Origin of the sequence: Pseudomonas sp. A34-9 (genome assembly GCF_029543085.1) — a bacterium.
In the GTDB taxonomy this organism is placed as follows: Bacteria; Pseudomonadota; Gammaproteobacteria; order Pseudomonadales; family Pseudomonadaceae; genus Aquipseudomonas.
This window is the reverse complement of record NZ_CP119967.1, coordinates 5,527,228-5,550,903: the sequence shown is the minus strand read 5'-3', so window position 1 is coordinate 5,550,903 and position 23,676 is coordinate 5,527,228. Positions and strand designations below refer to the sequence as shown.

Sequence of the window (23,676 nt, the reverse complement as noted above, 5' to 3'; positions counted from 1 at the left end):
TTGCAGAATCGACCGCATCTATAGCGGTATCTGGCAGGTTTCTTTATTCAGGACGGTTTTTAGGTCCGGCCTGCTCAAAAGGAAGGTGACTTATGCGTATAGACCGTTTAACCAGCAAATTACAGTTGGCCTTGTCCGACGCCCAGTCGTTGGCCGTCGGCCACGATCATCCGGCCATCGAGCCGGCGCACTTGATGCAAGCCATGCTTGAACAGCAGGGTGGTTCGATCAAACCTTTGCTGATGCAGGTGGGCTTCGACGTCAACAGCTTGCGAAAAGAGCTGACCAAAGAGCTCGATCAATTACCGAAAATCCAGAACCCGACCGGCGACGTCAACATGTCGCAGGATCTGGCGCGCCTGCTCAACCAGGCCGATCGTCTGGCCCAGCAGAAGGGCGACCAGTTCATTTCCAGCGAACTGGTGCTGCTCGCTGCGATGGACGAGAACAGCAAGCTCGGCAAGTTGTTGCTCGGCCAGGGCGTGAGCAAGAAAGCCCTGGAAAACGCGATCAACAACCTGCGTGGCGGCGAAGCGGTGAATGACGCCAACCACGAAGAGTCGCGCCAGGCGCTGGATAAATACACCGTCGACCTGACCAAACGCGCCGAAGACGGCAAGCTTGACCCGGTGATCGGCCGTGACGACGAAATTCGTCGCACCATTCAGGTTCTGCAACGCCGCACCAAGAACAATCCGGTGCTGATCGGCGAACCTGGCGTGGGTAAAACCGCGATTGCCGAAGGTCTGGCGCAGCGCATCATCAATGGCGAAGTGCCGGACGGCCTCAAAGGCAAGCGTCTGCTCTCGCTGGACATGGGCGCGCTGATTGCCGGTGCCAAGTATCGCGGTGAGTTCGAAGAGCGCCTGAAATCGCTACTTAACGAGCTGTCGAAGCAGGAAGGGCAGATCATTCTGTTTATCGACGAGCTGCACACCATGGTCGGCGCCGGTAAAGGCGAAGGCTCGATGGATGCCGGCAACATGCTCAAGCCGGCGCTGGCTCGCGGCGAGTTGCACTGCGTTGGCGCGACCACGCTCAACGAGTATCGCCAATATATAGAGAAGGACGCCGCGCTTGAGCGACGCTTCCAGAAAGTCCTGGTGGATGAGCCGAGTGAGGAAGACACCATCGCCATCCTGCGGGGCCTCAAAGAGCGTTACGAGGTTCACCATAAAGTGGCGATCACCGACGGCGCGATCATCGCCGCGGCCAAGCTCAGCCATCGCTACATCACTGACCGGCAGTTGCCGGACAAGGCCATCGACCTGATCGACGAGGCCGCGAGCCGTATCCGCATGGAAATCGATTCCAAGCCGGAAGTGCTCGATCGTCTGGAGCGTCGCCTGATTCAGTTGAAGGTGGAGTCCCAGGCGCTGAAGAAAGAAAGCGACGAAGCGGCAATGAAACGTCTGGAAAAACTCCAGGAAGAAATTGTCCGTCTGGAGCGCGAGTACTCGGATCTGGAAGAAATCTGGAACTCGGAGAAAGCCGAGGTGCAGGGTTCTGCACAGATTCAGCAGAAGATCGAACAGTCGCGTCAGGAGCTGGAAGCGGCTCGTCGTAAAGGCGATCTGAACCGCATGGCCGAGTTGCAGTACGGGGTGATCCCGGATCTGGAACGCAGCCTGCAAATGGTCGATCAGCACGGCAAGAGCGAAAACCAGCTACTGCGCAGCAAGGTGACTGAAGAAGAGATCGCCGAAGTCGTCTCGAAGTGGACTGGCATTCCGGTGTCGAAAATGCTCGAAGGCGAGCGCGACAAGCTGATGAAGATGGAAAGCCTGTTGCACAAACGGGTCATCGGCCAGGAAGAGGCGGTGGTCGCCGTCGCCAACGCGGTACGGCGTTCGCGTGCCGGGCTGTCGGATCCGAATCGTCCGAGCGGCTCGTTCATGTTCCTCGGCCCGACCGGTGTCGGTAAAACCGAGCTGTGCAAGGCGCTGGCGGAATTCCTCTTTGATACCGAAGAGGCGATGGTGCGGATCGACATGTCCGAGTTCATGGAGAAACATTCCGTGGCTCGTCTGATCGGTGCGCCACCGGGATACGTCGGCTATGAAGAGGGCGGTTACCTGACCGAGGCTGTGCGTCGCAAGCCTTATTCGGTGATCTTGCTGGACGAGGTCGAGAAGGCGCACCCGGATGTGTTCAACATCTTGCTGCAAGTGCTTGAAGATGGTCGCCTGACCGACAGCCATGGCCGTACGGTGGACTTCCGCAATACCGTGATCGTCATGACCTCGAACCTCGGCTCTGTGCAGATCCAGGAACTGGTCGGTGATCGTGAGGCGCAGCGTGCTGCGGTGATGGATGCGCTGACGTCGCACTTCCGTCCGGAGTTCATCAACCGTGTCGACGAAGTGGTGATCTTCGAGCCACTGGCGCGGGATCAGATTGCGGGCATTACCGAAATCCAGTTGGGCCGTCTGCGTACGCGTCTGGCTGAGCGTGAGCTGAAGCTGGAACTGAGCCCGGAAGCGATGGATAAGCTGATCGCTGTCGGTTACGACCCGGTGTATGGCGCACGTCCTTTGAAACGGGCAATCCAGCGCTGGATCGAAAACCCGCTGGCGCAATTGATCCTTTCGGGTCACTTCATGCCAGGCGACACGGCAACCGGCGTGGTTGAGAACGACGAAATCGTTTTCAATTAAGTCCAAAGGCCAATGAAAATTGGCAGGCCCCACCTTGTGGGGCCTTTTTTTTCGTTAGGCTGTTGAACTCAAAGGAAAAGGCTTGTAAAGTGCGCCCCGCAGTCAGTCGCCAAGACGGTCTCAGCTCACTGAGTTGAAATCTGAAATAAGTTGCAAATCATTAACTTGAAAGCAATTTAGGGGGTTGACAGAGGTGTTCTAGGTTGTAGAATAGCGCGCCTCAGACACACGAACGCAGCGATGCGAACGAGTGACTGGAAGCAGTAAGTTTCACCGTTGTAAATTGAAATATGTAGTTCCGTGATAGCTCAGTCGGTAGAGCAAATGACTGTTAATCATTGGGTCCCAGGTTCGAGTCCTGGTCACGGAGCCAATTTCAAACCGGGGTATAGCGCAGTCCGGTAGCGCGCCTGCTTTGGGAGCAGGATGTCAGGAGTTCGAATCCCCTTACCCCGACCATTTTTGGGTCGTTAGCTCAGTTGGTAGAGCAGTTGGCTTTTAACCAATTGGTCGTAGGTTCGAATCCCACACGACCCACCATTTTTGAAACCAGTTAGCGCTGGGATCGAATCTTAAGATCAGAGGCCAAAAGCGCTGATCGAAGAAGGCGATCTTTGAAAGGTCGCCTTTTTTTTACCGGGGTATAGCGCAGTCCGGTAGCGCGCCTGCTTTGGGAGCAGGATGTCAGGAGTTCGAATCCCCTTACCCCGACCATATTAAAAATCCTCGTATCGAAAGATACGGGGATTTTTTTTGTCCCTTGAAAAGACAATTCCCTTCAAGTCATCGTACAACTGGCCGATAGCCCGCTAACACGAGGGGACTGCCACGGCTTTCGCCCCTTGAATCTGGCCAATACAAGAATAAGGGCGTGCGTCATGTTGCTTCGTCAGTTGAATATTGCTCCCCGGGCTGCCTTGGGATTTGCCCTGATTGCGCTGTTGGTCGCCTTGCTCGGCGTGTTTGCGCTGGGACAGATGTCGAGTATCCGCGACAGTGAAGTTGCGGTAGAAAATCAGTGGTTGCCGAGCATTCGTGGCGGCGACGAGATTCGCGAGATCATGCTGCGCATTCGCACCATCTCGTTGCGCATGGCGCTGGACCAGGATGCGAACAATATCGCCACTTACCGCAGCCAGATGGCCACCCGCGACAAGGAACTGAGCGAGAAAATCGCCGCCTACGACAAACTGGTCAACACTCCGGAAGGCCAGCAGTTATACGACCAGTTCAAAAAAACCTTCGCCGCGTATCGCAGCGGCATCGCGCAATCCTTCGCCCTCGCCGAGCAAGGCAAGCGCGATGAGCTGACCAAATTGCTGTTGGTCGACATGAAGACGGTGGTCGATGGATCCGGCAAACAACTCAACGACCTGGCGGACCTGTTCGCCAAACAGGTCGCGGCTGAAAGCCAGAAGTCCGCTGCGCACTACGAAAACTCGCGCACGATTGTCAGTTTGTTCATTGCGTTGGCCGCGCTGGCCACGGTGGCACTGGCGATGATGCTCACCCGCAGCATCGTGCGACCGCTGAGCAGTGCAGTGAGTGCAGCAGAAAGTGTGGCGCGGGGTGATCTGACCCGGCCGATCGAAACTCATGGCAACGATGAAGTCAGCCGCTTGCTCAAAGCCTTGGCGACCATGCAACAGAATCTGCGTGAGACGCTGCAAGGCATCAGCGGCTCGGCCACGCAACTGGCGACGGCTGCCGATGAACTCAATGCGGTGACACTCGACAGTACGCAGGGGCTGCAACAGCAGAACAACGAAATCGAACAAGCCGCGACTGCGGTCAATCAGATGACGGCCGCGGTGGAAGAGGTCGCACGCAATGCAGTGTCGACCTCTGACGCGACCCGTCAGTCCAGCGAGTCGGCGCATCTGGGGCAGGTGCGTGTCAGTGAGACCGCCACGGCCATCAACGCCCTGGCGAGCGATGTGCAACAGACCGGCGAGTTGGTGCAATCACTGGCCAACCAATCGCAGGACATCGGCAAAGTACTCGACGTGATTCGGGCAATCGCCGAGCAGACCAATCTGCTGGCGCTCAATGCGGCGATTGAAGCAGCACGCGCCGGCGAGAGCGGACGAGGTTTCGCCGTAGTGGCCGATGAAGTCCGCGCTCTGGCTTATCGCACGCAGCAATCGACTCAGGAGATCGAGCAGATGGTCCAGGGCATGCGCAGCGGTTCGAGCCTGGCGCTGGACTCGATGCAGGCCAGTACCGCGCGTGCCACGACCACCCTGGCGTTGGCTGAGCGCGCCGGTGAGGCGCTGCAAACCATTACCGCCTCGGTCCATCAGATCCATGAGCGTAATCTGGTGATCGCCAGCGCCGCCGAAGAACAGGCGCAAGTTGCCCGCGAAGTGGACCGCAACCTGGTGAACATTCGTGATTTGTCCGCAAGGTCAGCTGCCGGTGCCGACCAGACGAGTGCCTCCAGCCATGAGTTGTCGCAACTGGCCAACGCCCTGCAGGGCATGGTCCGGCGCTTCCAGTTGTAAACCGGCGGACGTGAAAAAGCCGCGTTTCTCGCAGGAGAAGCGCGGCTGGTTTTTTACTGCCGATCAGGCGCCGTCTTGATCTTTCAGGTGCTCGAACAGGCCCTTCGGCATCTTCTTGCCATTGGCTTCAAAGTTGGCCTTCACGTTGTTGTAGGCCTCTTGCTCGTCGATGAAACCGTCATGGTTAGTGTCGATCTTGTCGAAGTCGGACTTCGGCGCGACTTTCAGGAATTCGGCGCGCGAGACCTTGCCGTCACCGTCGCTGTCCGTTTTGGCCATCGAGGCATCGCCACATTTGCCTTCACCGCATTTGCCTTCCGGTGCTTTCACAGAGGTTTCCGCCGACGCGACCATGTACCCCTGCGCCAGTGGCTGGGCGGCAAACACCGAACCAGACAGCATCAGGCCACCCGCCAGCGCGGCGCCGATCAGGCCAATGGATTTTTTACCGAGGGTCGAAGTACCGGACATTTACATTCTCCTGGGCTGCGCTGTGCAACCACACGTTAAGGACGATTGCCTGAGCAGGTGTTGCTCGGGTGTGGCCATTAAGCGGTGGCGGTGTATCGCGTCTGTGTCGCGCAGTGGGGGAGTTTGTAAGCGAAGGTGGGAAAGGTGTGGCGGGATACAGTCAGACACATATTTTCAAGACACGAAACCCTGTAGGAGCTGCGGCACGCTGCGATCTTTTGATCTTGATTCATCAAACCAGATCAAAAGATCGCAGCGTGCCGCAGCTCCTACCGGTATTGCATCAATGCAGTTTCAGACGCGGTTCGGTGCCACGGCCAATCTTGCTGCCCAGCATCAACATCGCCGTGCGGAACGGCCCGTACAGCGCCATCTGGTGCATGCGGTACAGCGACACGTAAAACATCCGCGCCAGCCAGCCTTCGAGCATCACGCTGCCGGTCAGGTTGCCCATCAAGTTACCCACAGCCGAAAAACGCGACAGCGAGATCAGCGAGCCGTAGTCGGTGTACTTGTACTCCGGCAGGGTTTTGCCTTCGATGCGCAACTTCAGCGACTTGGCCAGCAGTGACGCCTGTTGATGCGCCGCTTGTGCACGTGGCGGTACGTTGCGATCGGTGCCTGGTTGCGGGCAGGCCGCGCAGTCACCGAAGGCGAAGATGTTTTCGTCGCGGGTGGTTTGCAGCGTTGGCAGCACTTGCAGTTGATTGATGCGGTTGGTTTCCAGGCCGTCGATGTCCTTGAGGAAACCCGGTGCACGAATACCTGCAGCCCAGACTTTCAGGCTGGCCTTGATCTCGTTGCCGTCGGCGGTGATCAGGCTGTCGGCGGTCACTTCGCTGACCGAGGCGTTGGTCATCACGTTGACCCCGAGCTTTTCCAGGGTTTTGTGCACCGGCCCGCTGATACGCTCGGGCAGGGCTGGCAATACCCGTGGGCCGGCTTCGATCAGGGTAATGTGCATGTTTTCCGGTTTGATTCGGTCCAGGCCATAGGCCGCCAGTTCATGGGCGGCGTTGTGCAGTTCTGCCGCCAGTTCAACGCCTGTGGCGCCGGCACCGACAATCGCCACGCTGATCTGCTCGACCACATCGGTTTGCCCGGCGTGTGCACGCAGATAGTGATTAAGCAATTGCTGGTGGAAGCGCTCGGCCTGTTTGCGCGTGTCGAGGAACAGGCAGTGCTGCGCCGCGCCCTGCGTGCCGAAATCGTTGGTGGTGCTGCCGACACTGATGACCAGCGAGTCGTACTGCACTTCACGCGCAGGCACCAGTTCTACGCCGTTTTCGTCGTAGGTTGCCGCCAGCTGGATTTTCTTCTGCGCACGATCAAGCCCGCTCATGCGCCCCAGCTGGAACTCGAAGTGGTTCCATTTTGCCTGGGCAACATAGTTGAGTTCGTCTTCGGAAGAGTTCAGCGATCCGGCGGCCACTTCGTGCAGCAATGGCTTCCAGATGTGCGTCAGGTTCGCGTCGACCAGCATCACACTGGCCGTGCCGCGCTTGCCCAGAGTCTTACCCAGACGGGTAGCCAACTCCAGACCGCCGGCGCCGCCGCCGACAATAACAATACGATGGGACATGGGGATAACTCGCAAGGTTTTTAAAGGAAATCGGTGCCGTTACCCAAGCGAGCGCGAGGCAGCTCATAGCGTCAGGTAACTGATAAGTCGGCTCAACAGGCCCAGACCAATGGTCACTGCCAGCACCAGCACGAGGAGCATCCACGGCCGGAAAGGCCGGCGCTCGACTCGGTGTTGGGACAGTTGCAGGTACTCTTCGACATGTTTCTGGTCTTCGGGGTTCAGGCGGCTGGTCATATTTGCCTCGTCAGGTAGACGTTGCTGAATGGGCAGAAGCTACAGCGGTTTTTATCCGGGGTTGAACGCAGCATAGCCGCTGTCCGGAACCGGTTCGACGCTCACTATGTCTTCGAGGCGAATGATCCCGCTTTGTAACACCCGCGCGGTAATTCCGCCATGCCCGCGCACCGCCTGGAAGGTGCCGGGGCCGAGGTTGTTCTGCAGGCGTGCGCAAGGCTGGCACCAGCCCGTGGTTTCTAATATGGCCTGACCGATGCGAAAGCGCCGCCCCTTGAGGCTAAACAAATTGATACCGCTGATAACGAGATTGCGCCGCAAGTCTTCAGGCCTGACCGGATGATCGTCGGGGCGGCCCATCAATGCGCTGATCACCGCCAGATGTTCCCACTGGATCAGCGTCACCTGCCGCGCGTTACGCACACCGGGGCGGGCGTGGTCACCAGTCAGTCCTGCTTCCAGCCGCGCTTCCACCGCATCCAGTTCGATCATCGGCCCACGGGATTCGGGACGCACGCCGATCCAGCGCACACGGCCGGTTTGCGGTACATCGGCGATCAATTGCTGCAGCGGCGTCACAGGCTGATCCCGACGTCGAAGACGATGCTGCGACCGAGGTTGCTGCGCAGAAAGTCCGGCGCATCCGGGTGGGCGAACAGCACGCGAGCGAAGGTCGGGCCGACCAGCGACAGCGAGCGCCAGCCTTGACGCAGATATTCGGTCGGCGGCGGGAAATGGCTGTTCAGGTCGAGCACTTCACGCTTGAGGCTGGCGAAAGCAATGATGTCCAGTTCACCCAGATCCATACCGCGTTCCTTGTAGTTGTGGGCTTTTTTGCGCAAGGTCGGCGCCAGTCGCATCAGGAATTCATTGGCCGGGATGCGCTTGGGCTTGGCTTCGCGGCGCACCAGTTGGCTGAGGGAAAAGGCGCTGCGGCGGCGCTGCAGTTCGTCGCGCCATTCGTCGTTTAGTCGGCGCCCCTCGTCGAGTACGAAGAACACCTCGAAATTGGCATCGCGAAACAGCACATCCGGCGGTTCGCCAGCCGGCGCGAATTCGTCGGCGCGGTAGGGAATGTTCAGGCCTTGCAGCAGGCGTTGGCAGACCCAACGCTCACGCTCCCATTTGCGGGCATTGGACAGAAAGGCGTTGGCCTGCTCGGCCGCGATGGTCAGCAGGCGTAAATAATCTGAGTCATCCATAAGCCCAAGCTTAGCGTTCAAATGCGACAAGCAGAAAGCTTTGCTTGGCGGATGCTTACAAACCGCCGCGTCATCGCGCACTTGTAGGAGCTGCCGAAGGCTGCGATCTTTTGCTCTTGTTCTTTTAACGTCAAAGGATCGCAGCCTTCGGCAGCTCCTACAGGGGATGTGTCGTTGGAAAGGTGAAGGCCATGATTGGAGCTGAACTGCTTTCGACAACGAGCCTGACGCTCGGCTGGCTGATTTATGTGCCTGTGCTGCTCTGGGCGATCGTGCGTGCGCCGTGGGTCGAGTTGTTCAGCGACAGTCGGCGTCAGCATCTGTTGTTCGGCACCGTATTCGCGTTGTTTCTGTTGTGGCTGGTGCGCAGGGATTTTGACACGGGCGTGTCTTATCACTTTATCGGCATGACGGCGGTAACCCTGTTGCTGGATTGGCCGCTGGCGATTGTCGGTGGCCTGGTGGCGCAGACTGGCCTGGTGTTGTTGGGCCGCCAGGATCTGCTGGCCGTTGGGGTCAATGGTTCGCTGCTGATTCTGTTACCGGTGTTGATCACTGAATGTGTAGCGATCCTCGTCGAGCGCGCGCAGCCGCGTAACCCGTTCGTCTACATCTTCTGCTCCGGATTCTTCGCGGCTGCGCTTTCAGCCCTGTTATGCCTGATTCTGAGCCTGACCCTGCTGTGGTACGACGGTCTCTTCGCCATGCCGGAGTGGCTGGAAGACTTCATCGGTTACTTGTGGCTGATCATTTTCCCCGAAGCGTTCATCAACGGCATGATCATCAGTGCGCTGGTGGTATTCAGTCCGGAATGGCTGGAGACCTTCAACCGCACGCGTTACCTTTCGGCGCCGTGGAAGGATGACGACCCCAAGTCTTGATCCACATCAAACCCGCCCGCCGCGGGAAATTTCATGCTCGCGCAAATCTCTTCAGGAGCGGCGGCATGAGTGTTTACGAATGGGCAAGGCAGGAAACCCGGCAGAGTCTGGACATGGCGCAGAAGGTGGGCTTTGACCCGGGGTTGAGTTTGCGCGCCTTGCTCAGTGCCGTGGTGCAGCAGAGCAAGGCTGTGCGCAACGCCGAAGACCTGGCCGACGAGTTGCGTTTTTTGGCGGAAAACCTCGACGACGATCAGGACTACGGCTTTATGCGGCCCTGAGAGGATCAGTGGCGCGGGTCGAAGTCGCCGGAAAACAGTTCGTCCTCGGCATCCGGTGCGACCGGAATCTTGTGTTCTTCCGACGCCCAGGCGCCGAGGTCGATCAGTTTGCAGCGATCGGAGCAGAACGGCCGAAACTTGTTTTCCGGGGTGAATTCTACGGGGGCGCCACAGGTCGGGCATTCAACGGTGGGGATCTGGCTCATGCTTGGCCTCCGGATAAAGTCAGGTAAAAGTGATGCAGACGCTCGACTTCGCTGTGCAGCCAGGCGAGGTCGCGGTCGTTGACCACCACGTCGTCGGCGCGGCTCACACGGTCTTCGCGGCTCGACTGAGCCTTGAGGATCGCCTGAACCTGCTGCTCGCTGGTCTGGTCACGCTGCAAGGTGCGTTCGATCTGCAATTGTTGCGGTGCGTCGATCACCAGGATGCGCTGGGTCATCGCGTATTGCCCGGACTCGATCAGCAGTGGCGAAACCAGAATCGCGTAAGGCGATTTTGCCAGCGCCAGGTGATGGGCGATTTCTTCGGCGATCAACGGATGCAGCAGCGCTTCGAGCCAGCGACGTTGCTCCGGCAATTCGAAGATCAGTTTGCGCAGGGCTGCGCGGTCCAGCGTGCCATCGGCCTGCAGCACGCCGGGGCCGAAGTGCTCGGCAATCTGCGCCAGCGCCGGACGCCCGGGTTCAACCACCCAACGCGCCGCGTGATCGGCATCCACCACGTGGATACCCAGATCAATGAAGTGCTGAGCCGCCGCGCTCTTGCCGCTGCCGATGCCGCCGGTAAGGCCGAGAATCCAGGGTTTTTCCACAGGGGTATTCATTTCAAACCGACAGACTGCCAATAGAAGTCGGTTATTTGACCACCCCAGAGCAAGGCAATCCAGCCGGCAATTGCCAGATAGGGGCCGAAGGGGATCGGCGTCGAGGTTTTCTGCTCGCGCAAACGCAGAAAAATCACCCCGATAATGGCGCCGACCAATGATGACAGCAGAATCGTCAGCGGCAAAATCTGCCAGCCGCCCCAGGCGCCGAGCAGCGCCAACAGCTTGAAATCACCATGGCCGATGCCGTCCTTGCCGGTCAGCAGTTTGAACAGCCAGAACACCGACCACAGCGCCATGTAACCGGCCACCGCGCCCCACAGTGCATCGTGCAACGGCACGAACACGCCGAAGCTGTTGACGATCAACCCCAGCCACAGCAACGGCAGCACCAGCACATCGGGCAACAGTTGATGTTCGGTGTCGATCAGGCTCATCGCCAGCAAACCCCAGGTGAGGAAGATCAGCACGCACGCCGGCCAACCGAAACCGAAGTGCCAGGCGATGAAGGCCGAGAGCAATCCACAGATCAGTTCGGTCAACGGATAGCGTTTGCTGATGGGCGCCGCGCACGCTGAACAACGCCCACGCAGCCACAGATAACTGAGCAGAGGAATGTTTTCCCACGGACGGATCCGGTGGGCGCAATGCGGGCATTCGGAGTGCGGCATCATCAGGTTGTAGGTGGGCAGCGGCGTCTCGCCGGTCAAACCGAGCACATCACGGGCCTGTTGACGCCAGTCGCGTTCGAGCATTTTCGGCAGGCGCCAGACCAGCACGTTAAGGAAACTGCCGACCACCAGACCAAGCAGCAGGGCGGTGAAGACAAAGGCCAGCGGATACAGGGCAAACAGTTCGTCGATAGGCATGTCAGATCGCTGAGCCGAGTTGAAAAATCGGCAGGTACATGGCCACGACCAGCCCACCGACGATCACCCCCAGCACCACCATGATGAATGGCTCCATAAGGCTGGTGAGGTTGTCGACCATGTTATCCACTTCCTCTTCGTAAAACCCCGCGACCTTGTCGAGCATCTCGTCCAGCGCGCCGGACTCTTCGCCGATCGCGGTCATCTGCACGGCCATGTTGGGAAAGACCCCGGTGCTGCGCATCGAAAAATTCAACTGCATGCCGGTGGAGACGTCCTGGCGAATGCGCAGCACGGCACGCTTGAACACCACATTGCCGGTGGCGCCGGCCACTGAGTCGAGCGCTTCCACCAGCGGCACACCGGCAGCGAATGTGGTCGACAGGGTTCGAGCGAATCGCGCCACGGCGGACTTGTACATCAGCGTGCCAACCAGGGGCACTTTCAACAGCCAGGTGTCTTTGCGATCGCGTAACGCCGGAGATTTTTTCAGTGCATGGCGGGTACCGAAGATCGCCGCGACCAGCGCACCGAGAACCGCCCACCACCATTGCTGCATGAATTCCGACAGGCTGATCACCATCAGGGTGAAGGCCGGCAGCTCAGCGCCGAAACCGGAAAACACCGACTGAAACTGCGGCACCACTTTGACCAGCAGAATTCCGGTCACGACTGCCGCCACCAGCACCACGGCGGTGGGGTAGGTCATGGCTTTTTTGATCTTGGCCTTTAGCCGTTCGCTTTTTTCCTTATAGGTCGCGACCCGTTCCAGCAACGTGTCGAGGGCGCCGGACTGCTCGCCCGCATCGACCAGGTTGCAATACAGCTCGTCGAAATATTGCGGTTTCTTGCGCAGGGCTGTGGCGAAGCTGTTACCGGCCGCGACCTCCTGTTTGACCTCGTCCACCAGCTTGCGCATGGCCGGGTTTTCAAAGCCTTCACCAATGATGTCGAACGACTGCAGCAGCGGCACACCGGCCTTCATCATGGTCGCCATTTGCCGGGTGAACAGAGCGATGTCCTGGGCCTTTATGCGTTTGCCAAAAATCAACAACGACGCGGATTTTTTGCGCACCTTGCCGGGATTGATCCCTTGTTTACGCAGTTGTGCCTTGATCAGTGCCGGATTCTGTCCGCTGAGTTCACCGGTGACTTTGCTGCCTTTCCTGTCCGTACCTTCCCAGGCATAAATACTGATTTTCGCTGCCTTGACCGCCATGTTCAGTCCTTGGTGACCCGGTTGATTTCTTCAAGGCTGGTGATGCCTTGCATGGCCTTGTGCAGCCCGGAGGTGCGCAGGTCGTCAAAGCCGTCGCGGCGCATCTGCAGGTCGATTTCCAGCGAGTTGCCTTCGGCCATGATCAAACGTTGCAGCTCTGGTGTGTTCTTCACCACTTCATATATCCCCACGCGTCCTTTGTAGCCGCCGTTGCAGTGATCGCAACCGACCGGCTCGTAGATCGTGAAATGGCCGATGCGTTCCTCGGGGAAACCTTCCTTGATCAAGGTTTCGCGTGGGATTTCGATGGGTTTCTTGCAGTGGCTGCACAGTTTGCGCGCCAGGCGCTGGGCGATGATCAGGCTGACCGAGGTGGCAATGTTGAAGCCGGGAATGCCCATATTGTGCAGGCGCGTCAGGGTTTCCGCGGCGCTGTTGGTGTGCAGGGTCGAGAGCACCAGGTGGCCGGTCTGCGCAGCCTTGATCGCAATCTCTGCAGTCTCCAGATCACGAATCTCGCCGACCATGATCACGTCCGGGTCCTGGCGCAGAAACGAGCGCAGCGCCTGAGCAAAGTCGAGTCCTTGTTTGGGATTGACGTTGACCTGGTTGATGCCTTCCATGTTGATCTCCACCGGGTCTTCGGCGGTGGAGATGTTGATGTCGACGGTATTGAGGATATTCAGGCCGGTGTAGAGCGACACGGTTTTACCCGACCCGGTGGGGCCGGTGACCAGAATCATGCCCTGTGGCTGCTTGAGCGCGGCCATGTACAGATCCTTCTGCTCGGGCTCATAGCCGAGGGCGTCGATACCGATCTGCGCGCTGGACGGGTCGAGAATCCGGATCACCACTTTTTCGCCCCACAGGGTCGGCAAGGTGTTGACGCGGAAATCGATCGACTTGCTCTTCGACAGACGCATCTTGATCCGCCCGTCCTGCGGTTTGCGCCGTTCCGAGATATCGAGGCTGGCCATGACTTTCAGGCGCGCGGCGATGCGCCCGGCCAGTTGAATCGGTGGCTTGGCCACCTCACGCAGGATGCCGTCGGTGCGCATCCGCACCCGATAGTTTTTCTCGTAAGGCTCGAAGTGCAAGTCGGAAGAGCCACTCTTGATCGCGTCGAGCAGCATCTTGTGAACGAAACGCACCACCGGCGCATCGTCGGCATCGAGGCCACCGATGGCGTCCTGCTTGCTGTCGTCGATGGATTCGACATCGAGGCCGTCGAGATCGACATCGGCCATGTCTTCCAGGCCACTGGTGTGGGTGTCGAAGAACTTCTCGATGGCATCGGTGAGCTTGTCGTCCTCGACCAGAATGGCTTCGGTGCTCAGTCCGGTGCTGAACTGAATGTCGTTGATCGCTTGATGATTGCTCGGGTCGGAGATGCCGACGAACAGCTTGTTGCCACGTCGCCACAAGGGCAGGGCATGGTGCTGACGCACAAGTTTTTCGCTGACCAGGCCCTTGGGCTGGGTTTCCTTGTCGAGGCAATTGAGATCGAGGAACGCCATGCCGAAATGCTCGCTGGCAATCTCGGCCACTTGCCAGCTCTTGACCAGTTTGTTCTGCACCAGATAGCTGACCAGCGACAGGCGATTACGCTGGGCCTGTTGCCAGGCTTGCTGGGCACTTTTTTCTGTCAGCAGTTCAGCCTGCACCAATTGCTTGGCCAGACCGCTCAGAGCGATGTCATTCATGGGAATTCCGCACACTTGCAGTTCATGACTTATAGCCTAGTCAAGTGACAGCGCCAAACACGGCGGGTGCAGGTGACAAAAAGTGTCAGATAGTGCGGTTGCAGGTTGTAGGAAATGGCGTTGTAGGCGGTTCGGGCCCCATGGGCTGGGCCCGAAGGCATTGGCATGGCCTATGCTGCGTCCCTTTCAGATCATGAGATTTCGACTCATGCATGGAGCGTGTCTATGAAAAAACAACAAGGTTTTACTCTGATCGAGCTGTTGATCGTGGTGGCGATCATCGGGATTCTGGCGACCATCGCCTTGCCGCAGTATTCCAAGTATCAGGCGCGGTCGAAGGTGACGGCGGGGCTGGCGGAGATCAGTGCAATGAAGGTGCCGTTCGAGGACACCATCAACCAAGGTACCGCTCCGGATATAACGGCTGTGAATGGCGGTACAACCACCACCTCCAACTGTACGGTGGCGGTTACAGGCACAGCGGCGACGGGCGCAGGCAGCATCAGTTGCACGCTGCTCAACGCTCCGGGACCGGTACTGGGCAAAACCATCACGCTCACTCGTTCGGGCGCAGCTACCGGTAATACCTCTGGCTTGTGGACCTGTGCCACTACTGTTAACGCGGATTATTCGCCAAAAGGCTGTACCGCCAGCGGCACGTGATTGCTAGCGTGTTGCGACCGAATGCCCTGCCACGCAGGGCATTTTTCTTTATTTGGTGAAAATAAAAGTCTCAATAATTTCAGCGCCTTAGGAACTTTCCAAAAAGCCGCAACTTGCATGTGAATATTGCGTGCGTCATGCAAATTGCATGATTCCGGAAATTTGCGATGATCGTAAGTAATTGATTTATAAGAAATTTGTCGTGAGGGAAAAGTTGGCACAGCGTTCGCAACTATCTTGGTAACCCTGCTGACAAGACAACCAGCAGACTTTCCAGAAAAACAGGAGTTACTCGTATGAAGAAGTTCGCTATCACTGCCGCTGCTGCTACCGCGCTGACCCTGACCATGGCTTCCGGTGCATTCGCACAGTCGACTCAGGCTACCCAGGCTCCAATGACTCTGGCCGCCGGTGAAATGACCAAGGCTAAAGAAACTACTTCCGATACCTGGATCACCACCAAAGTCAAAAGCGACCTGGTCACCGAAAAAGGTATCCCAGGCACTGACATCAAAGTAGAAACCAACAAAGGTGTGGTTTCCCTGTCGTCGACTGTAGCCGTTACCGAATCTCAGAAAGCGACCGCTGTCGCTATCACCAAGAAAATCAAAGGCGTCAAAGCGGTCTCCGCTGACGGCCTGAAAGCCGAGTAAGGCATGACTTCTCGCCTGGACCGGGAGAAGGCGCGACAGACGGGCCGAGCAATACGTCTGCCGCAACTTTAGAGTTCATGCGAACGGTTACACGGATGTGACCATTACGGGCCCCGGCACTTGTGTCGGGGCCTGTTCTATTTCAGGGACAAAAGAATTAAATGGCATCACAAAACAATTGTGGGAGCGAGCTTGCTCGCGAAAGCGGTATATCAGTCACAACGGCGTTGACTGACCTGACGCCTTCGCGAGCAGGCTCGCTCCCACATGGGATAAGTGAGTGGTCTAGTTACCGCGTTTGCTGGTGATCTGCCGCAGTCGATTGCCTTCAAAGCGCAGGTATTGGTACATGCCGTTGCTCGGGCCGTAGGTCCATTCCTCGACCTGAAACTCTTCGCGTCGATTGGCGCTGCGCTTGTAGCCCAGTGCATCTCGGCTGACCGGTTCACCGCATTTCTGCAGCACCTCGCTTGAACGGTCGCCGAGACTGATCAACTGGCTGCCACAGCGCAGCGTATCGGACGCCGAGGCGTGACTGGCCGCGAAGGTCATTGCGATCAAGGCCAGCCAATGCAGTTTCATCATTCGGCATCCAGATGCATTTGCGTGACCACGCGGCCATCGCTTTCGGCCTCGCCAAGGTTGGCGTCGATGAAGTAAACGCGGTCGTCTGCCAGTTGGCCTTTATCGACGAGGTAATCCTTGATGCTGCTGGCACGGTCCTGACCCAATTGACGCAGCAACACATCGCTGCCACTCCAGAACTGGATGACCCCTTCGCGCATCTTCGCCGTGCGTTCTTCCTTGCCCAGGTCCTTCCATTCCGCCGGTGGCTGGGTTTTCAGACGAGTACGGTAAATGCCTTCGAGCAGTGGACCTTTCTCGCTGTCCGGCACTTGCAGCAACGACGCTTGCGCCGGGACTTTATCGCCGCGACGCTGGAGCATCTTGTAGTAGTTGTATTGATATTCACGTTCCAGACGCTGCTCGGCGAGCAACGGGCCGTCACTGCTTTTGGCGGCTGTGCCTTCGATTTCCAGGCGCAGTGCCGGACGTTCCTTCAGTGCCTGGGACAGTTTGACCAGCGCGGCTTCGGCATCCTTGCTCAAATCGCTTGAGCCCGGTGCAAACGACACGGTGCCGAGGTCTTCCGAACCGCCGCCACTGATCAGCCCGCCAATCATTTTGAAAGGCGCGGCCGCGGCTTTGACGATCAGGTTGCGCAGGGTCTGCCAGACAATCGGCATCACGCTGAACTGCGGGTTGTTCAAGTCGCCGGTGACCGGCAACTCGATGGAGATCTTGCCGTCGACGTCCTTGAGCAAGGCAATCGCCAGTTTCAGCGGCAGGCTCACGGCATCCGGGCTGTCGACTTTTTCGCCGAGCTGCAATTGTTCGACCACCACTTTGTTTTCGGCTTTGAGCTGGCCCTTGGTGATCAGGTAATGCAGGTCGAGGTTGAGCCGACCCTTGCGGATGCGGTACCCGGCGAATTTGCCGGAGTAGGGCGTCAACGTCGTCAGCTCGACGCGTTTGAAACTGGTGGCGATGTCGAGGCTGGCCATCGGGTCGAAGGGATTGACCGCGCCCTTGATGGTCACCGGTGCGTAGCGGTCGACCTTGCCTTTGATGTCGACGCTGGCCGGTTTTGCCTGACGGCTGTCGATGGTGCCGATCTGGCCGTTGAGTTGCTGCACGGCCGTGGCGAAGTTCGGTGTCAGGCTGAAGTCGGCGAAGTTGGCCGAGCCGTCGTTGATGGCGATACCGCCGATGTGAATGCCCAGCGCTTTTTCATTGCTGGCCGGTTTCGCCGCTGTGGGTTTGGTGCCGCTGTCAGCGGGCTGCGGGATCAGCAGATCATCAATGTTGGTGGTGCGATCATCGTTGATCATGAATCGCGCGTACGGCTGGAACAGGTTGATCTTGTCGATCGACAGGCTGTCGCCGTGCTGATAATTCAGGCCTTCGACCACCACCTGCTGCCACTTGAGGAAATCGCGGGTTTTCAGGGTGTCGAGCGTGTGCAGTTGATCGATCTGCGCGCGGCCGGTCACGCTGAGCGCCAGCGGTTCGGTGCTCTTGAGGTTGACCTTCAGGTCACTGGCGAGCATGCCGCTGCGCAGTTCCAGGCGAATGAACGGATTGATGTAGGACTGCGCGACACGCAGGTCGATGTCCTGGGTTTTCACGTTGAGCTGAGCGTTGACCGGGGCGAGATTGACGGTGCCGTCGGCCGTGATCTTGCCTTGCTTGCCCACGCCGCTGTCGAGCTTGAGCTTGAAGGGCGAGCCGTTGAGGCTGTCGAAATCCTGCAGATCGACGTTGAGCGGGGTGATATCCAGGGCAACGGCCGGTTCGGCCGAGCGGTCGGCCAGATGCACGGTGTAGTTACGCAATTGCACATCTTTAAGCAGTACTTGCCACGGTTTGCTCGGCGCCGCTGGGGTTTTCGGCGAGTCGGCAGCGGCTGGCGTGTTTGCCGGTTTCGCGGCGGCTTTGGCGGCCGGTTTCGACGGTTGGCTGGCGAACAGTTTCTGCCAGTCCAGTTGGCCGTCAGCTTCGAGCGCCGCCCAGGTTTCCAGTTTGTTGCTGCGGATCTTGCCGACTACGACTTGTTGCTTGGCCAGATCCACCGAGGTTTCGCTGACGTCGAGACGTTCGAGCCTGGCCAGTGGTCGGCCGTCCGGGGCTTTGATGGCGAATGGCGCGATGCTCACCGCGACATTGTTCAACTGCAGTTCGGTTTCCTTCGACAGGTTGAGTTTGTATTCGCTGCTGAGACTGATCACGCCGTCTTCAAGCACCAAGGGCACTGAGTCACGCACGTAGGGCCAGAAGGCTTTCATCTTGCCGTCGGTGACTTTCAGGGTGCCTTCGGAGGTGAACGGGATCAGGCTGAAATTGCCGCTCCAGTCGATCCGGCCACCGGTCGGGCCGATGGCGACCAGGGTCATGTCGGCGCTGTCTTCGGGCAAGGTGCTGAGGTTTTTCAGTTCGAAGCTGAGATCGTCGTAGAGAAACTCGATGGGTTCGCTCGGGCGCATGTCCTGAAAGTGCACGACGCCGCTGGCCAGTTTGATGTTGTCGATGCGCAGCGGGAAGGGTTTGGCATTCGGGTCGGCCGGTGTTGGCTCACTGGCCGGCACATTGAACAGGCCCAGCAGGTTGAGCTTGCCGTCTTTGGCGAAGAGGATTTCGCTCTTCGGCTTGTCCAGCTCGATGTTTGCCAGATGCAGGGCTTTGGTCCACAGGCTGTCGATTTGCAGGTCGGCATACAGGCGATCGAAGCCGATCTGTTCCTTGCCGGGCTCGCCGATGACCAGCCCCCACAGGGTGACTTCAAGGCTGAACGGGTTGAGCTCGATACGCTGGATATGCGCAGGCACCGTCGCGTAATGGGCCAGCTGCTGATTGGCCACACGCAGGGCGATGCCCGGCAAAATCAGAAACCCCAGCAGGCTGTAGAGGGCCAGAGCAGTCAACAAGGCGCCAATCGCGCGAATCAATCCTTTGGGCATGTGCGGCTTCATCTGTCTGAATCGGAGTGCCTTGGAGTATGGCACGCGATTCTGGTTCCGAAGTAACAGCCGTGCTACAGGATTGTTCAGATTGTTCTGTAGGAACTTATCGGAGCCCATGTAGGAGCTGCCGAAGGCTGCGATCTTTTGATCCTGTTTTTAAAAAAGATAAAGTCAAAAGATCGCAGCCTGCGGCAGCTCCTACAGAGGGGGATTTCAGAGTTGCAGGATCAGGGTTTTCAGCGGCGGTTGCTGGTCCATGGACGGGAAATCGGCCCCCGGCGTCATCACGCTCCACTCACGCACCGGCCGTCCGGCCTTCTCGGCGCAGCACAGGACCTGCTCGCGCCAGTCGTCCATGCTGACTTTCGCCAGGTTGTTGCAGCAGATCAGCACGCCGTTGTCGGCGGTAGTCAGCAAGGCTGGTTTGAGCAGGCTCTGATAGTCGCGCAGCAGGTCGACGGTGCCGAATGCGCTCTTGGCCCAGGCGGGCGGATCAAGCAAGACCAGATCGTATTGACGCTGGTCGAGGCGCTGGTAGCTCGGCAGTTTCTGCCCGCGTCGCTGGCTGATCGGCAGCCCTGCGAGTTGGCGAATGGCCGGGAAGTAGTCCGACTGAATGAACTCCATCTCCGGCAACTGCGGGTTAAGCAGACCGTTTTCGCGTCCGACCGCCAGATTGCCTTCGGCGAAATCCAGGTTGCACACTTCACTCGCGCCACCGGCAGCTGCACTGAGACCGACGCCGCAGGTGTAGGCAAACAGGTTGAGCACGGATTTGCCCTTGGCGTGATCCTTGACCCAGCCACGCGTGTTGCGCAGGTCGAGGAACAGCAGCGGATCTTGCCCGGCGTGGCGGCCGCGTACGCGGTAATTCAGGCCCCATTCGTGACCGACCATATCAACCAGCGCAGCGTCTTCGGCTTTGTAGACTGTGTCTTCGCGGTCGATACGCGAGTTGCCACGGGAGCGGTCGTTGTAGACCAGCAGGGTTTCCAGGCCCAGGGCCTGATTGACCAGGGCGTGCAGTTGCAGCAGGTCGTCACGTTCCAGCGTCTGGTGAAAGCTTTGTACCAGCAGTTGCGGGCCATAGCGGTCGATAGTCAGGCCGCCGGCGCCTTCCTGGCTGCCGTGGAACAGCCGATAGCAATCGGTGCCCTGGCTGTGCAGCACAGTGAGCAAGTCCTGGCGTTGATCGAGGGCGGCGCGCAGCGCCTGATTCAAGGAAGACATGCGGGCGCCTTGCTGGAGAGAATTGGGGCGCGGGAGTTTAGCAGTTACTGAGCTGCAAGCTCCAAGCTTCAAGCCTCAAGCTCAAAACTTGCAGCTTGCAGCTCTGAGCGTCAGCGAAGCAGTCCCATCCGGCGTTTCGCTCGTTGCACCGAACCATTGCGCATCGCCCAGCGCAGCATCGGTGCGCTGCGTTTGACGCTGGCGCGAATCAACTGGCGTTGCAGCGAACTCTGATGGACATCAAGCATGTCGCTGGCCCAGTCCGGCAGCAGATCGATGCCGGCCTTCATCATCAGATCGCCAAACGGTCGCGCCAGAACACTCGGCGCCGGTGCGTCGAGCAACAAGCGCAAAACCTCACGGCTGCGCTCATCGCACAGCAACTGCGGGCGCATGCGTTGCAGATAGGCGGCGATGGCTTGCCTTGATTTCGGCACATCCCGCGCGCCGAGGCGTTCGGCAATTACGGCGATTTCCGTGTAATAACGATCCTGATCCGCCCCCGACAACTGCGGATTGCGATAACGCAAATGCGCCGCGAGAAAATTGCTGACTTCGGCCACGTGCACCCAGGTCAACAAATCCGGATCGCTGGCGGCGTAAGGCCGGCCGTCCGGCGCGGTGCCGACCACTTGCAGATGAATGGTGCGTACCTTCTCGATCAGCCAGTCGGCATCCCGCCGCGATCCGAAGGTGGTGCCGGAAACAAACTGGCTGGTGCGCCGCAAGCGACCGAGCATGTCTTCACGAAAGTTCGAGTGATCCCAAACTCCGGCCAACGCCAGCGGATGCAAAGCTTGCAGCAACAGCGCGCTGATACCACCGATCAACATGCTGCTGAAATCACCGTGGACCTGCCAACTGATCGAGTCGGGGCCAAACAGACCGGGATCGCCCTTGGGGTTTTCCAGATCGAGTTGACCGAGGGACAGCCCGGTCAGGCTCATGAGTTGCTGTTCGATGCGACTACGGATGAATTCCATGAGCACTCAGTGAAGAAGGGCGGGCGCGGCCAGTTGTACGCGCCCGCAGCGTTACTGATTGAGGCGCTTGTCGATCAGGCCTTGCACCACGCTCGGATCGGCCAGGGTCGAGGTGTCGCCGAGGCTGTCGAGTTCGTTGCAGGCGATCTTGCGCAGAATGCGCCGCATGATCTTGCCTGAGCGGGTTTTCGGCAAGGCCGGCGCCCACTGGATCAGGTCCGGTTTGGCGAAGCTGCCGATTTCCTTGCTGACGTGGGCCAGCAGTTCTTTCTTCAATTCGTCATTCGGTTCGGCGCCGTTCATGGGCGTGACGAATGCGTAGATGCCCTGACCTTTGACGTCGTGCGGGTAACCGACCACGGCGGCTTCGGCGATGCTGTCGTGGAGCACCAATGCGCTTTCCACTTCAGCCGTGCCAATGCGGTGGCCGGAGACGTTGATCACGTCATCGATGCGCCCGGTGATCCAGTAATCGCCGTCCTCATCGCGGCGCGCGCCGTCGCCGGTGAAGTAATAGCCGGGGTAAGGTTTGAAATAGGTGTCGACCATCCGCTGTGGGTCGCCATAGACGCTGCGGATCTGCGCCGGCCAACTCGACTTGATCGCCAGCACGCCACTGCCGGCGCCTTTGATTTCCTTGCCGTGCTCATCGAGCAACACCGGTTGCACGCCAAACATCGGCTGGGTGGCGCAGCCCGGTTTGATCCGCTGTGCGCTGACCAGCGGGCTGAGCATGATGCCGCCGGTTTCGGTCTGCCACCAGGTATCGACGATGGGACAGCGCTGTTCGCCGACCACATTGAAATACCATTCCCACGCTTCCGGGTTAATCGGCTCACCGACGCTGCCAAGTAATCTGAGGCTGACGCGCGACGTTTCCTTCAACGGTTCGGCACCTTCACGCATCAACGCGCGAAGAGCCGTCGGAGCGGTATAGAAAATGTTGACCTTGTGTTTATCGATCACCTGCCAGAATCGTGCGCTGCTCGGGTAGCTCGGCACACCTTCGAACATCAACGTGGTCGCGCCGTTGGCCAGCGGGCCATAGACGATGTAGCTGTGGCCGGTGACCCAACCGACGTCGGCGGTGCACCAGAACACTTCGCCATCGCGGTAATCGAGCACGTACTTGAAGGTCATTGCCGCTTGCAGCAGGTAGCCGCCAGTGGTGTGCAGCACGCCTTTGGGTTTGCCGGTGCTGCCCGAGGTGTAGAGGATGAACAGCGGATCTTCGGCGTCCATCGGTTCCGGTGGGCAATCGTCGCTGACATCGCGCACGGCCTGGTGATACCAGAGATCGCGGCCCTCGACCCAATCGACGTGGCCTTGGCTGCGCTCGACCACCACGACGGTGCTGACGTCCGGGCAACTTTGCAGGGCTTTGTCGACGTTCTGCTTGAGCGGCACGAACTTGCCGCCGCGTACGCCTTCGTCAGCCGTGATCACCGTGCGGCAGTCGGCGTCGAGAATGCGGTCGCGCAGGGAATCCGGAGAGAAGCCACCAAATACCACCGAATGGATCGCGCCGATTCGTGCACAGGCAAGCATGGCGTAGGCGGCTTCGGGGATCATCGGCATGTAGATGCACACCCGGTCACCTTTCTTTACGCCACGGCTTTTCAACACGTTGGCCAGGCGGCAGACATGGTGATGGAGTTTTTTGTAAGTGATTTGTGCCGATTCGGCCGGGTCGTCGCCTTCCCAGAGCAGGGCAGTCTGATCGCCACGCTTTTCCAGGTGGCGGTCGATGCAGTTGTAGCTGACGTTCAGCTTGCCTCCGACAAACCAGGCGGCTTCACCGGTTTTCAGGTCATAGCGTTGAACGGTCTGCCACGGCGTGCTCCAGTCGAGAAAGCGCGTGGCCTGTTCGGCCCAGAAGGCTGTGGGGTGTTCAATGGATTCGCGGTACAGGCGCCGATAGTCTTCCTGACTCAATTGCGCAGCCCGGCGGACGGCATCGGCTTTGGGGAACGTGCTGATATCGAACATGACGGTTCCTTATTCTTGTGTGCGACAAGAGGGGAGCTGTACGACCCTCGTAGGAGCTGCCGAAGGCTGCGATCTTTTGATCCTGTTTTTTAGATCAAGATCAAAAGATCGCAGCCTTCGGCAGCTCCTACAGGGATCGCGTACGCCACCGATTCTGCGATTGGCCCGGTGCCGTGGAACTGTCGATGTTGCAAGCTGTAGGGGC

Annotated in this window: 21 protein-coding genes and 4 tRNA genes; 10 read left to right on the top strand and 15 right to left on the bottom strand. The window is 58.8% G+C overall.

Annotated elements, in window-relative coordinates; translation table 11 throughout:
• Positions 1-92: 92 nt before the first annotated feature.
• The 6 genes from clpB (at position 93) to P3G59_RS24775 (ending at position 5,161) form a co-directional block, all read left to right on the top strand.
• Positions 93-2,657 (top strand): ATP-dependent chaperone ClpB, encoded by a 2,565-nt coding sequence (gene clpB / locus P3G59_RS24800; protein ID WP_007909871.1) that lies wholly within the window; start codon positions 93-95, stop codon positions 2,655-2,657.
• 297 nt (positions 2,658-2,954) lie between these two features.
• Positions 2,955-3,030, top strand: a tRNA-Asn gene (locus P3G59_RS24795).
• A 9-nt stretch (positions 3,031-3,039) separates the two neighbouring features.
• Positions 3,040-3,116, top strand: a tRNA-Pro gene (locus P3G59_RS24790).
• A gap of 5 nt (positions 3,117-3,121) precedes the next feature.
• A tRNA-Lys gene (locus P3G59_RS24785) sits at positions 3,122-3,197 on the top strand.
• A gap of 97 nt (positions 3,198-3,294) precedes the next feature.
• Positions 3,295-3,371 (top strand) — tRNA-Pro (locus tag P3G59_RS24780).
• A gap of 164 nt (positions 3,372-3,535) precedes the next feature.
• Entirely contained in the window at positions 3,536-5,161 is a 1,626-nt protein-coding gene (locus P3G59_RS24775) for a methyl-accepting chemotaxis protein (protein ID WP_277759340.1), read from the top strand.
• 63 nt (positions 5,162-5,224) lie between these two features.
• On the opposite strand, the gene P3G59_RS24770 is transcribed toward P3G59_RS24775, so the two are convergent.
• The 5 genes from P3G59_RS24770 to P3G59_RS24750 form a co-directional block, all read right to left on the bottom strand.
• Positions 5,225-5,632, bottom strand: coding sequence for an EF-hand domain-containing protein (locus P3G59_RS24770; protein WP_277759339.1), 408 nt, complete (start codon positions 5,630-5,632; stop codon positions 5,225-5,227).
• Positions 5,633-5,915: 283 nt separating this feature from the next.
• Positions 5,916-7,214 (bottom strand): NAD(P)/FAD-dependent oxidoreductase, encoded by a 1,299-nt coding sequence (locus P3G59_RS24765; RefSeq protein ID WP_016986237.1) that lies wholly within the window; start codon positions 7,212-7,214, stop codon positions 5,916-5,918.
• Positions 7,215-7,277: 63 nt separating this feature from the next.
• Positions 7,278-7,451: a DUF3094 family protein gene (locus P3G59_RS24760; protein ID WP_003228304.1), complete on the bottom strand. Its 174-nt coding sequence runs from the start codon at positions 7,449-7,451 to the stop codon at positions 7,278-7,280.
• 51 nt (positions 7,452-7,502) lie between these two features.
• The gene (locus tag P3G59_RS24755) at positions 7,503-8,030 is read right to left on the bottom strand and encodes an MOSC domain-containing protein (RefSeq protein WP_277759338.1); all 528 of its coding nucleotides are present in this window, start codon (positions 8,028-8,030) and stop codon (positions 7,503-7,505) included.
• Positions 8,027-8,653, bottom strand: a complete 627-nt coding sequence (locus P3G59_RS24750) for a DUF1780 domain-containing protein (RefSeq protein WP_008078503.1) — start codon at positions 8,651-8,653, stop codon at positions 8,027-8,029. Before P3G59_RS24750 ends, P3G59_RS24755 begins: the two co-directional genes overlap by 4 nt.
• 191 nt (positions 8,654-8,844) lie before the next feature.
• On the opposite strand from P3G59_RS24750, the gene P3G59_RS24745 reads away from it, so the two are divergent.
• Complete coding sequence (locus tag P3G59_RS24745; RefSeq protein ID WP_277759337.1) at positions 8,845-9,534, top strand: energy-coupling factor ABC transporter permease; 690 nt, start codon at positions 8,845-8,847, stop codon at positions 9,532-9,534.
• A 65-nt stretch (positions 9,535-9,599) separates the two neighbouring features.
• The gene (locus P3G59_RS24740; protein ID WP_277759336.1) at positions 9,600-9,815 is read left to right on the top strand and encodes a hypothetical protein; all 216 of its coding nucleotides are present in this window, start codon (positions 9,600-9,602) and stop codon (positions 9,813-9,815) included.
• A 5-nt stretch (positions 9,816-9,820) separates the two neighbouring features.
• On the opposite strand, the gene yacG is transcribed toward P3G59_RS24740, so the two are convergent.
• Genes yacG through pilB form a run of 5 tightly spaced genes read right to left on the bottom strand, consistent with a single transcriptional unit; the run spans position 9,821 to position 14,432 of the window.
• Entirely contained in the window at positions 9,821-10,021 is a 201-nt protein-coding gene (gene yacG, locus P3G59_RS24735; RefSeq protein WP_007959585.1) for a DNA gyrase inhibitor YacG, read from the bottom strand.
• On the bottom strand, positions 10,018-10,641 hold the full coding sequence (gene coaE / locus P3G59_RS24730; protein WP_277759335.1) for a dephospho-CoA kinase: 624 nt from the start codon (positions 10,639-10,641) through the stop codon (positions 10,018-10,020). Before coaE ends, yacG begins: the two co-directional genes overlap by 4 nt.
• Positions 10,638-11,510, bottom strand: coding sequence for an A24 family peptidase (locus P3G59_RS24725; RefSeq protein ID WP_277759334.1), 873 nt, complete (start codon positions 11,508-11,510; stop codon positions 10,638-10,640). The genes coaE and P3G59_RS24725 overlap by 4 nt, the downstream gene beginning before the upstream one ends.
• A 1-nt stretch (position 11,511) precedes the next feature.
• Positions 11,512-12,729: a type II secretion system F family protein gene (locus P3G59_RS24720; RefSeq protein WP_277759333.1), complete on the bottom strand. Its 1,218-nt coding sequence runs from the start codon at positions 12,727-12,729 to the stop codon at positions 11,512-11,514.
• Positions 12,730-12,731: 2 nt separating this feature from the next.
• Positions 12,732-14,432, bottom strand: a complete 1,701-nt coding sequence (pilB, locus tag P3G59_RS24715; RefSeq protein WP_277759332.1) for a type IV-A pilus assembly ATPase PilB — start codon at positions 14,430-14,432, stop codon at positions 12,732-12,734.
• Between the two features lie 225 nt (positions 14,433-14,657).
• Here pilB and P3G59_RS24710 point away from each other — a divergent pair, with 225 nt between their 5' ends.
• Together P3G59_RS24710 and P3G59_RS24705 are read left to right on the top strand one after the other, a co-directional pair.
• A complete protein-coding gene (locus P3G59_RS24710) occupies positions 14,658-15,095 on the top strand; it encodes a pilin (RefSeq protein WP_277759331.1) in 438 nt (145 codons plus the stop codon).
• 296 nt (positions 15,096-15,391) lie between these two features.
• Positions 15,392-15,748, top strand: coding sequence for a BON domain-containing protein (locus P3G59_RS24705; protein WP_242207033.1), 357 nt, complete (start codon positions 15,392-15,394; stop codon positions 15,746-15,748).
• Positions 15,749-16,033: 285 nt separating this feature from the next.
• Here P3G59_RS24705 and P3G59_RS24700 read toward each other — a convergent pair whose 3' ends face one another.
• The 5 genes from P3G59_RS24700 to acs form a co-directional block, all read right to left on the bottom strand.
• Positions 16,034-16,330 (bottom strand): DUF2845 domain-containing protein, encoded by a 297-nt coding sequence (locus P3G59_RS24700; protein ID WP_277762201.1) that lies wholly within the window; start codon positions 16,328-16,330, stop codon positions 16,034-16,036.
• Positions 16,330-19,278, bottom strand: a complete 2,949-nt coding sequence (locus tag P3G59_RS24695) for a DUF748 domain-containing protein (RefSeq protein WP_277759330.1) — start codon at positions 19,276-19,278, stop codon at positions 16,330-16,332. The genes P3G59_RS24700 and P3G59_RS24695 overlap by 1 nt, the downstream gene beginning before the upstream one ends.
• Before the next feature lie 204 nt (positions 19,279-19,482).
• Complete coding sequence (locus tag P3G59_RS24690) at positions 19,483-20,499, bottom strand: class I SAM-dependent methyltransferase (protein ID WP_277759329.1); 1,017 nt, start codon at positions 20,497-20,499, stop codon at positions 19,483-19,485.
• Positions 20,500-20,609: 110 nt separating this feature from the next.
• Positions 20,610-21,482: an oxygenase MpaB family protein gene (locus P3G59_RS24685; RefSeq protein WP_277759328.1), complete on the bottom strand. Its 873-nt coding sequence runs from the start codon at positions 21,480-21,482 to the stop codon at positions 20,610-20,612.
• Between the two features lie 51 nt (positions 21,483-21,533).
• Positions 21,534-23,471: an acetate--CoA ligase gene (gene acs, locus P3G59_RS24680; RefSeq protein WP_277759327.1), complete on the bottom strand. Its 1,938-nt coding sequence runs from the start codon at positions 23,469-23,471 to the stop codon at positions 21,534-21,536.
• Positions 23,472-23,676: the final 205 nt, after the last annotated feature.

Excerpts from the sequence above, each read along its gene's own strand:
- P3G59_RS24765 (WP_016986237.1), bottom strand. The coding sequence starts at position 7,214 with ATGTCCCATCGTATTGTTATTGTCGGCGGCGGCGCCGGCGGTCTGGAG.
- P3G59_RS24700 (WP_277762201.1), bottom strand. The coding sequence starts at position 16,330 with ATGAAACTGCATTGGCTGGCCTTGATCGCAATGACCTTCGCGGCCAGT.
- P3G59_RS24745 (WP_277759337.1), top strand. The coding sequence starts at position 8,845 with ATGATTGGAGCTGAACTGCTTTCGACAACGAGCCTGACGCTCGGCTGG.
- P3G59_RS24710 (WP_277759331.1), top strand. The coding sequence starts at position 14,658 with ATGAAAAAACAACAAGGTTTTACTCTGATCGAGCTGTTGATCGTGGTG.
- yacG (WP_007959585.1), bottom strand. The coding sequence starts at position 10,021 with ATGAGCCAGATCCCCACCGTTGAATGCCCGACCTGTGGCGCCCCCGTA.
- P3G59_RS24775 (WP_277759340.1), top strand. The coding sequence starts at position 3,536 with ATGTTGCTTCGTCAGTTGAATATTGCTCCCCGGGCTGCCTTGGGATTT.
- pilB (WP_277759332.1), bottom strand. The coding sequence starts at position 14,432 with ATGAATGACATCGCTCTGAGCGGTCTGGCCAAGCAATTGGTGCAGGCT.
- clpB (WP_007909871.1), top strand. The coding sequence starts at position 93 with ATGCGTATAGACCGTTTAACCAGCAAATTACAGTTGGCCTTGTCCGAC.
- P3G59_RS24770 (WP_277759339.1), bottom strand. The coding sequence starts at position 5,632 with ATGTCCGGTACTTCGACCCTCGGTAAAAAATCCATTGGCCTGATCGGC.
- P3G59_RS24695 (WP_277759330.1), bottom strand. The coding sequence starts at position 19,278 with ATGAAGCCGCACATGCCCAAAGGATTGATTCGCGCGATTGGCGCCTTG.
- acs (WP_277759327.1), bottom strand. The coding sequence starts at position 23,471 with ATGTTCGATATCAGCACGTTCCCCAAAGCCGATGCCGTCCGCCGGGCT.
- P3G59_RS24690 (WP_277759329.1), bottom strand. The coding sequence starts at position 20,499 with ATGTCTTCCTTGAATCAGGCGCTGCGCGCCGCCCTCGATCAACGCCAG.
- coaE (WP_277759335.1), bottom strand. The coding sequence starts at position 10,641 with ATGAATACCCCTGTGGAAAAACCCTGGATTCTCGGCCTTACCGGCGGC.
- P3G59_RS24705 (WP_242207033.1), top strand. The coding sequence starts at position 15,392 with ATGAAGAAGTTCGCTATCACTGCCGCTGCTGCTACCGCGCTGACCCTG.
- P3G59_RS24760 (WP_003228304.1), bottom strand. The coding sequence starts at position 7,451 with ATGACCAGCCGCCTGAACCCCGAAGACCAGAAACATGTCGAAGAGTAC.
- P3G59_RS24725 (WP_277759334.1), bottom strand. The coding sequence starts at position 11,510 with ATGCCTATCGACGAACTGTTTGCCCTGTATCCGCTGGCCTTTGTCTTC.
- P3G59_RS24685 (WP_277759328.1), bottom strand. The coding sequence starts at position 21,482 with ATGGAATTCATCCGTAGTCGCATCGAACAGCAACTCATGAGCCTGACC.
- P3G59_RS24740 (WP_277759336.1), top strand. The coding sequence starts at position 9,600 with ATGAGTGTTTACGAATGGGCAAGGCAGGAAACCCGGCAGAGTCTGGAC.
- P3G59_RS24750 (WP_008078503.1), bottom strand. The coding sequence starts at position 8,653 with ATGGATGACTCAGATTATTTACGCCTGCTGACCATCGCGGCCGAGCAG.
- P3G59_RS24720 (WP_277759333.1), bottom strand. The coding sequence starts at position 12,729 with ATGGCGGTCAAGGCAGCGAAAATCAGTATTTATGCCTGGGAAGGTACG.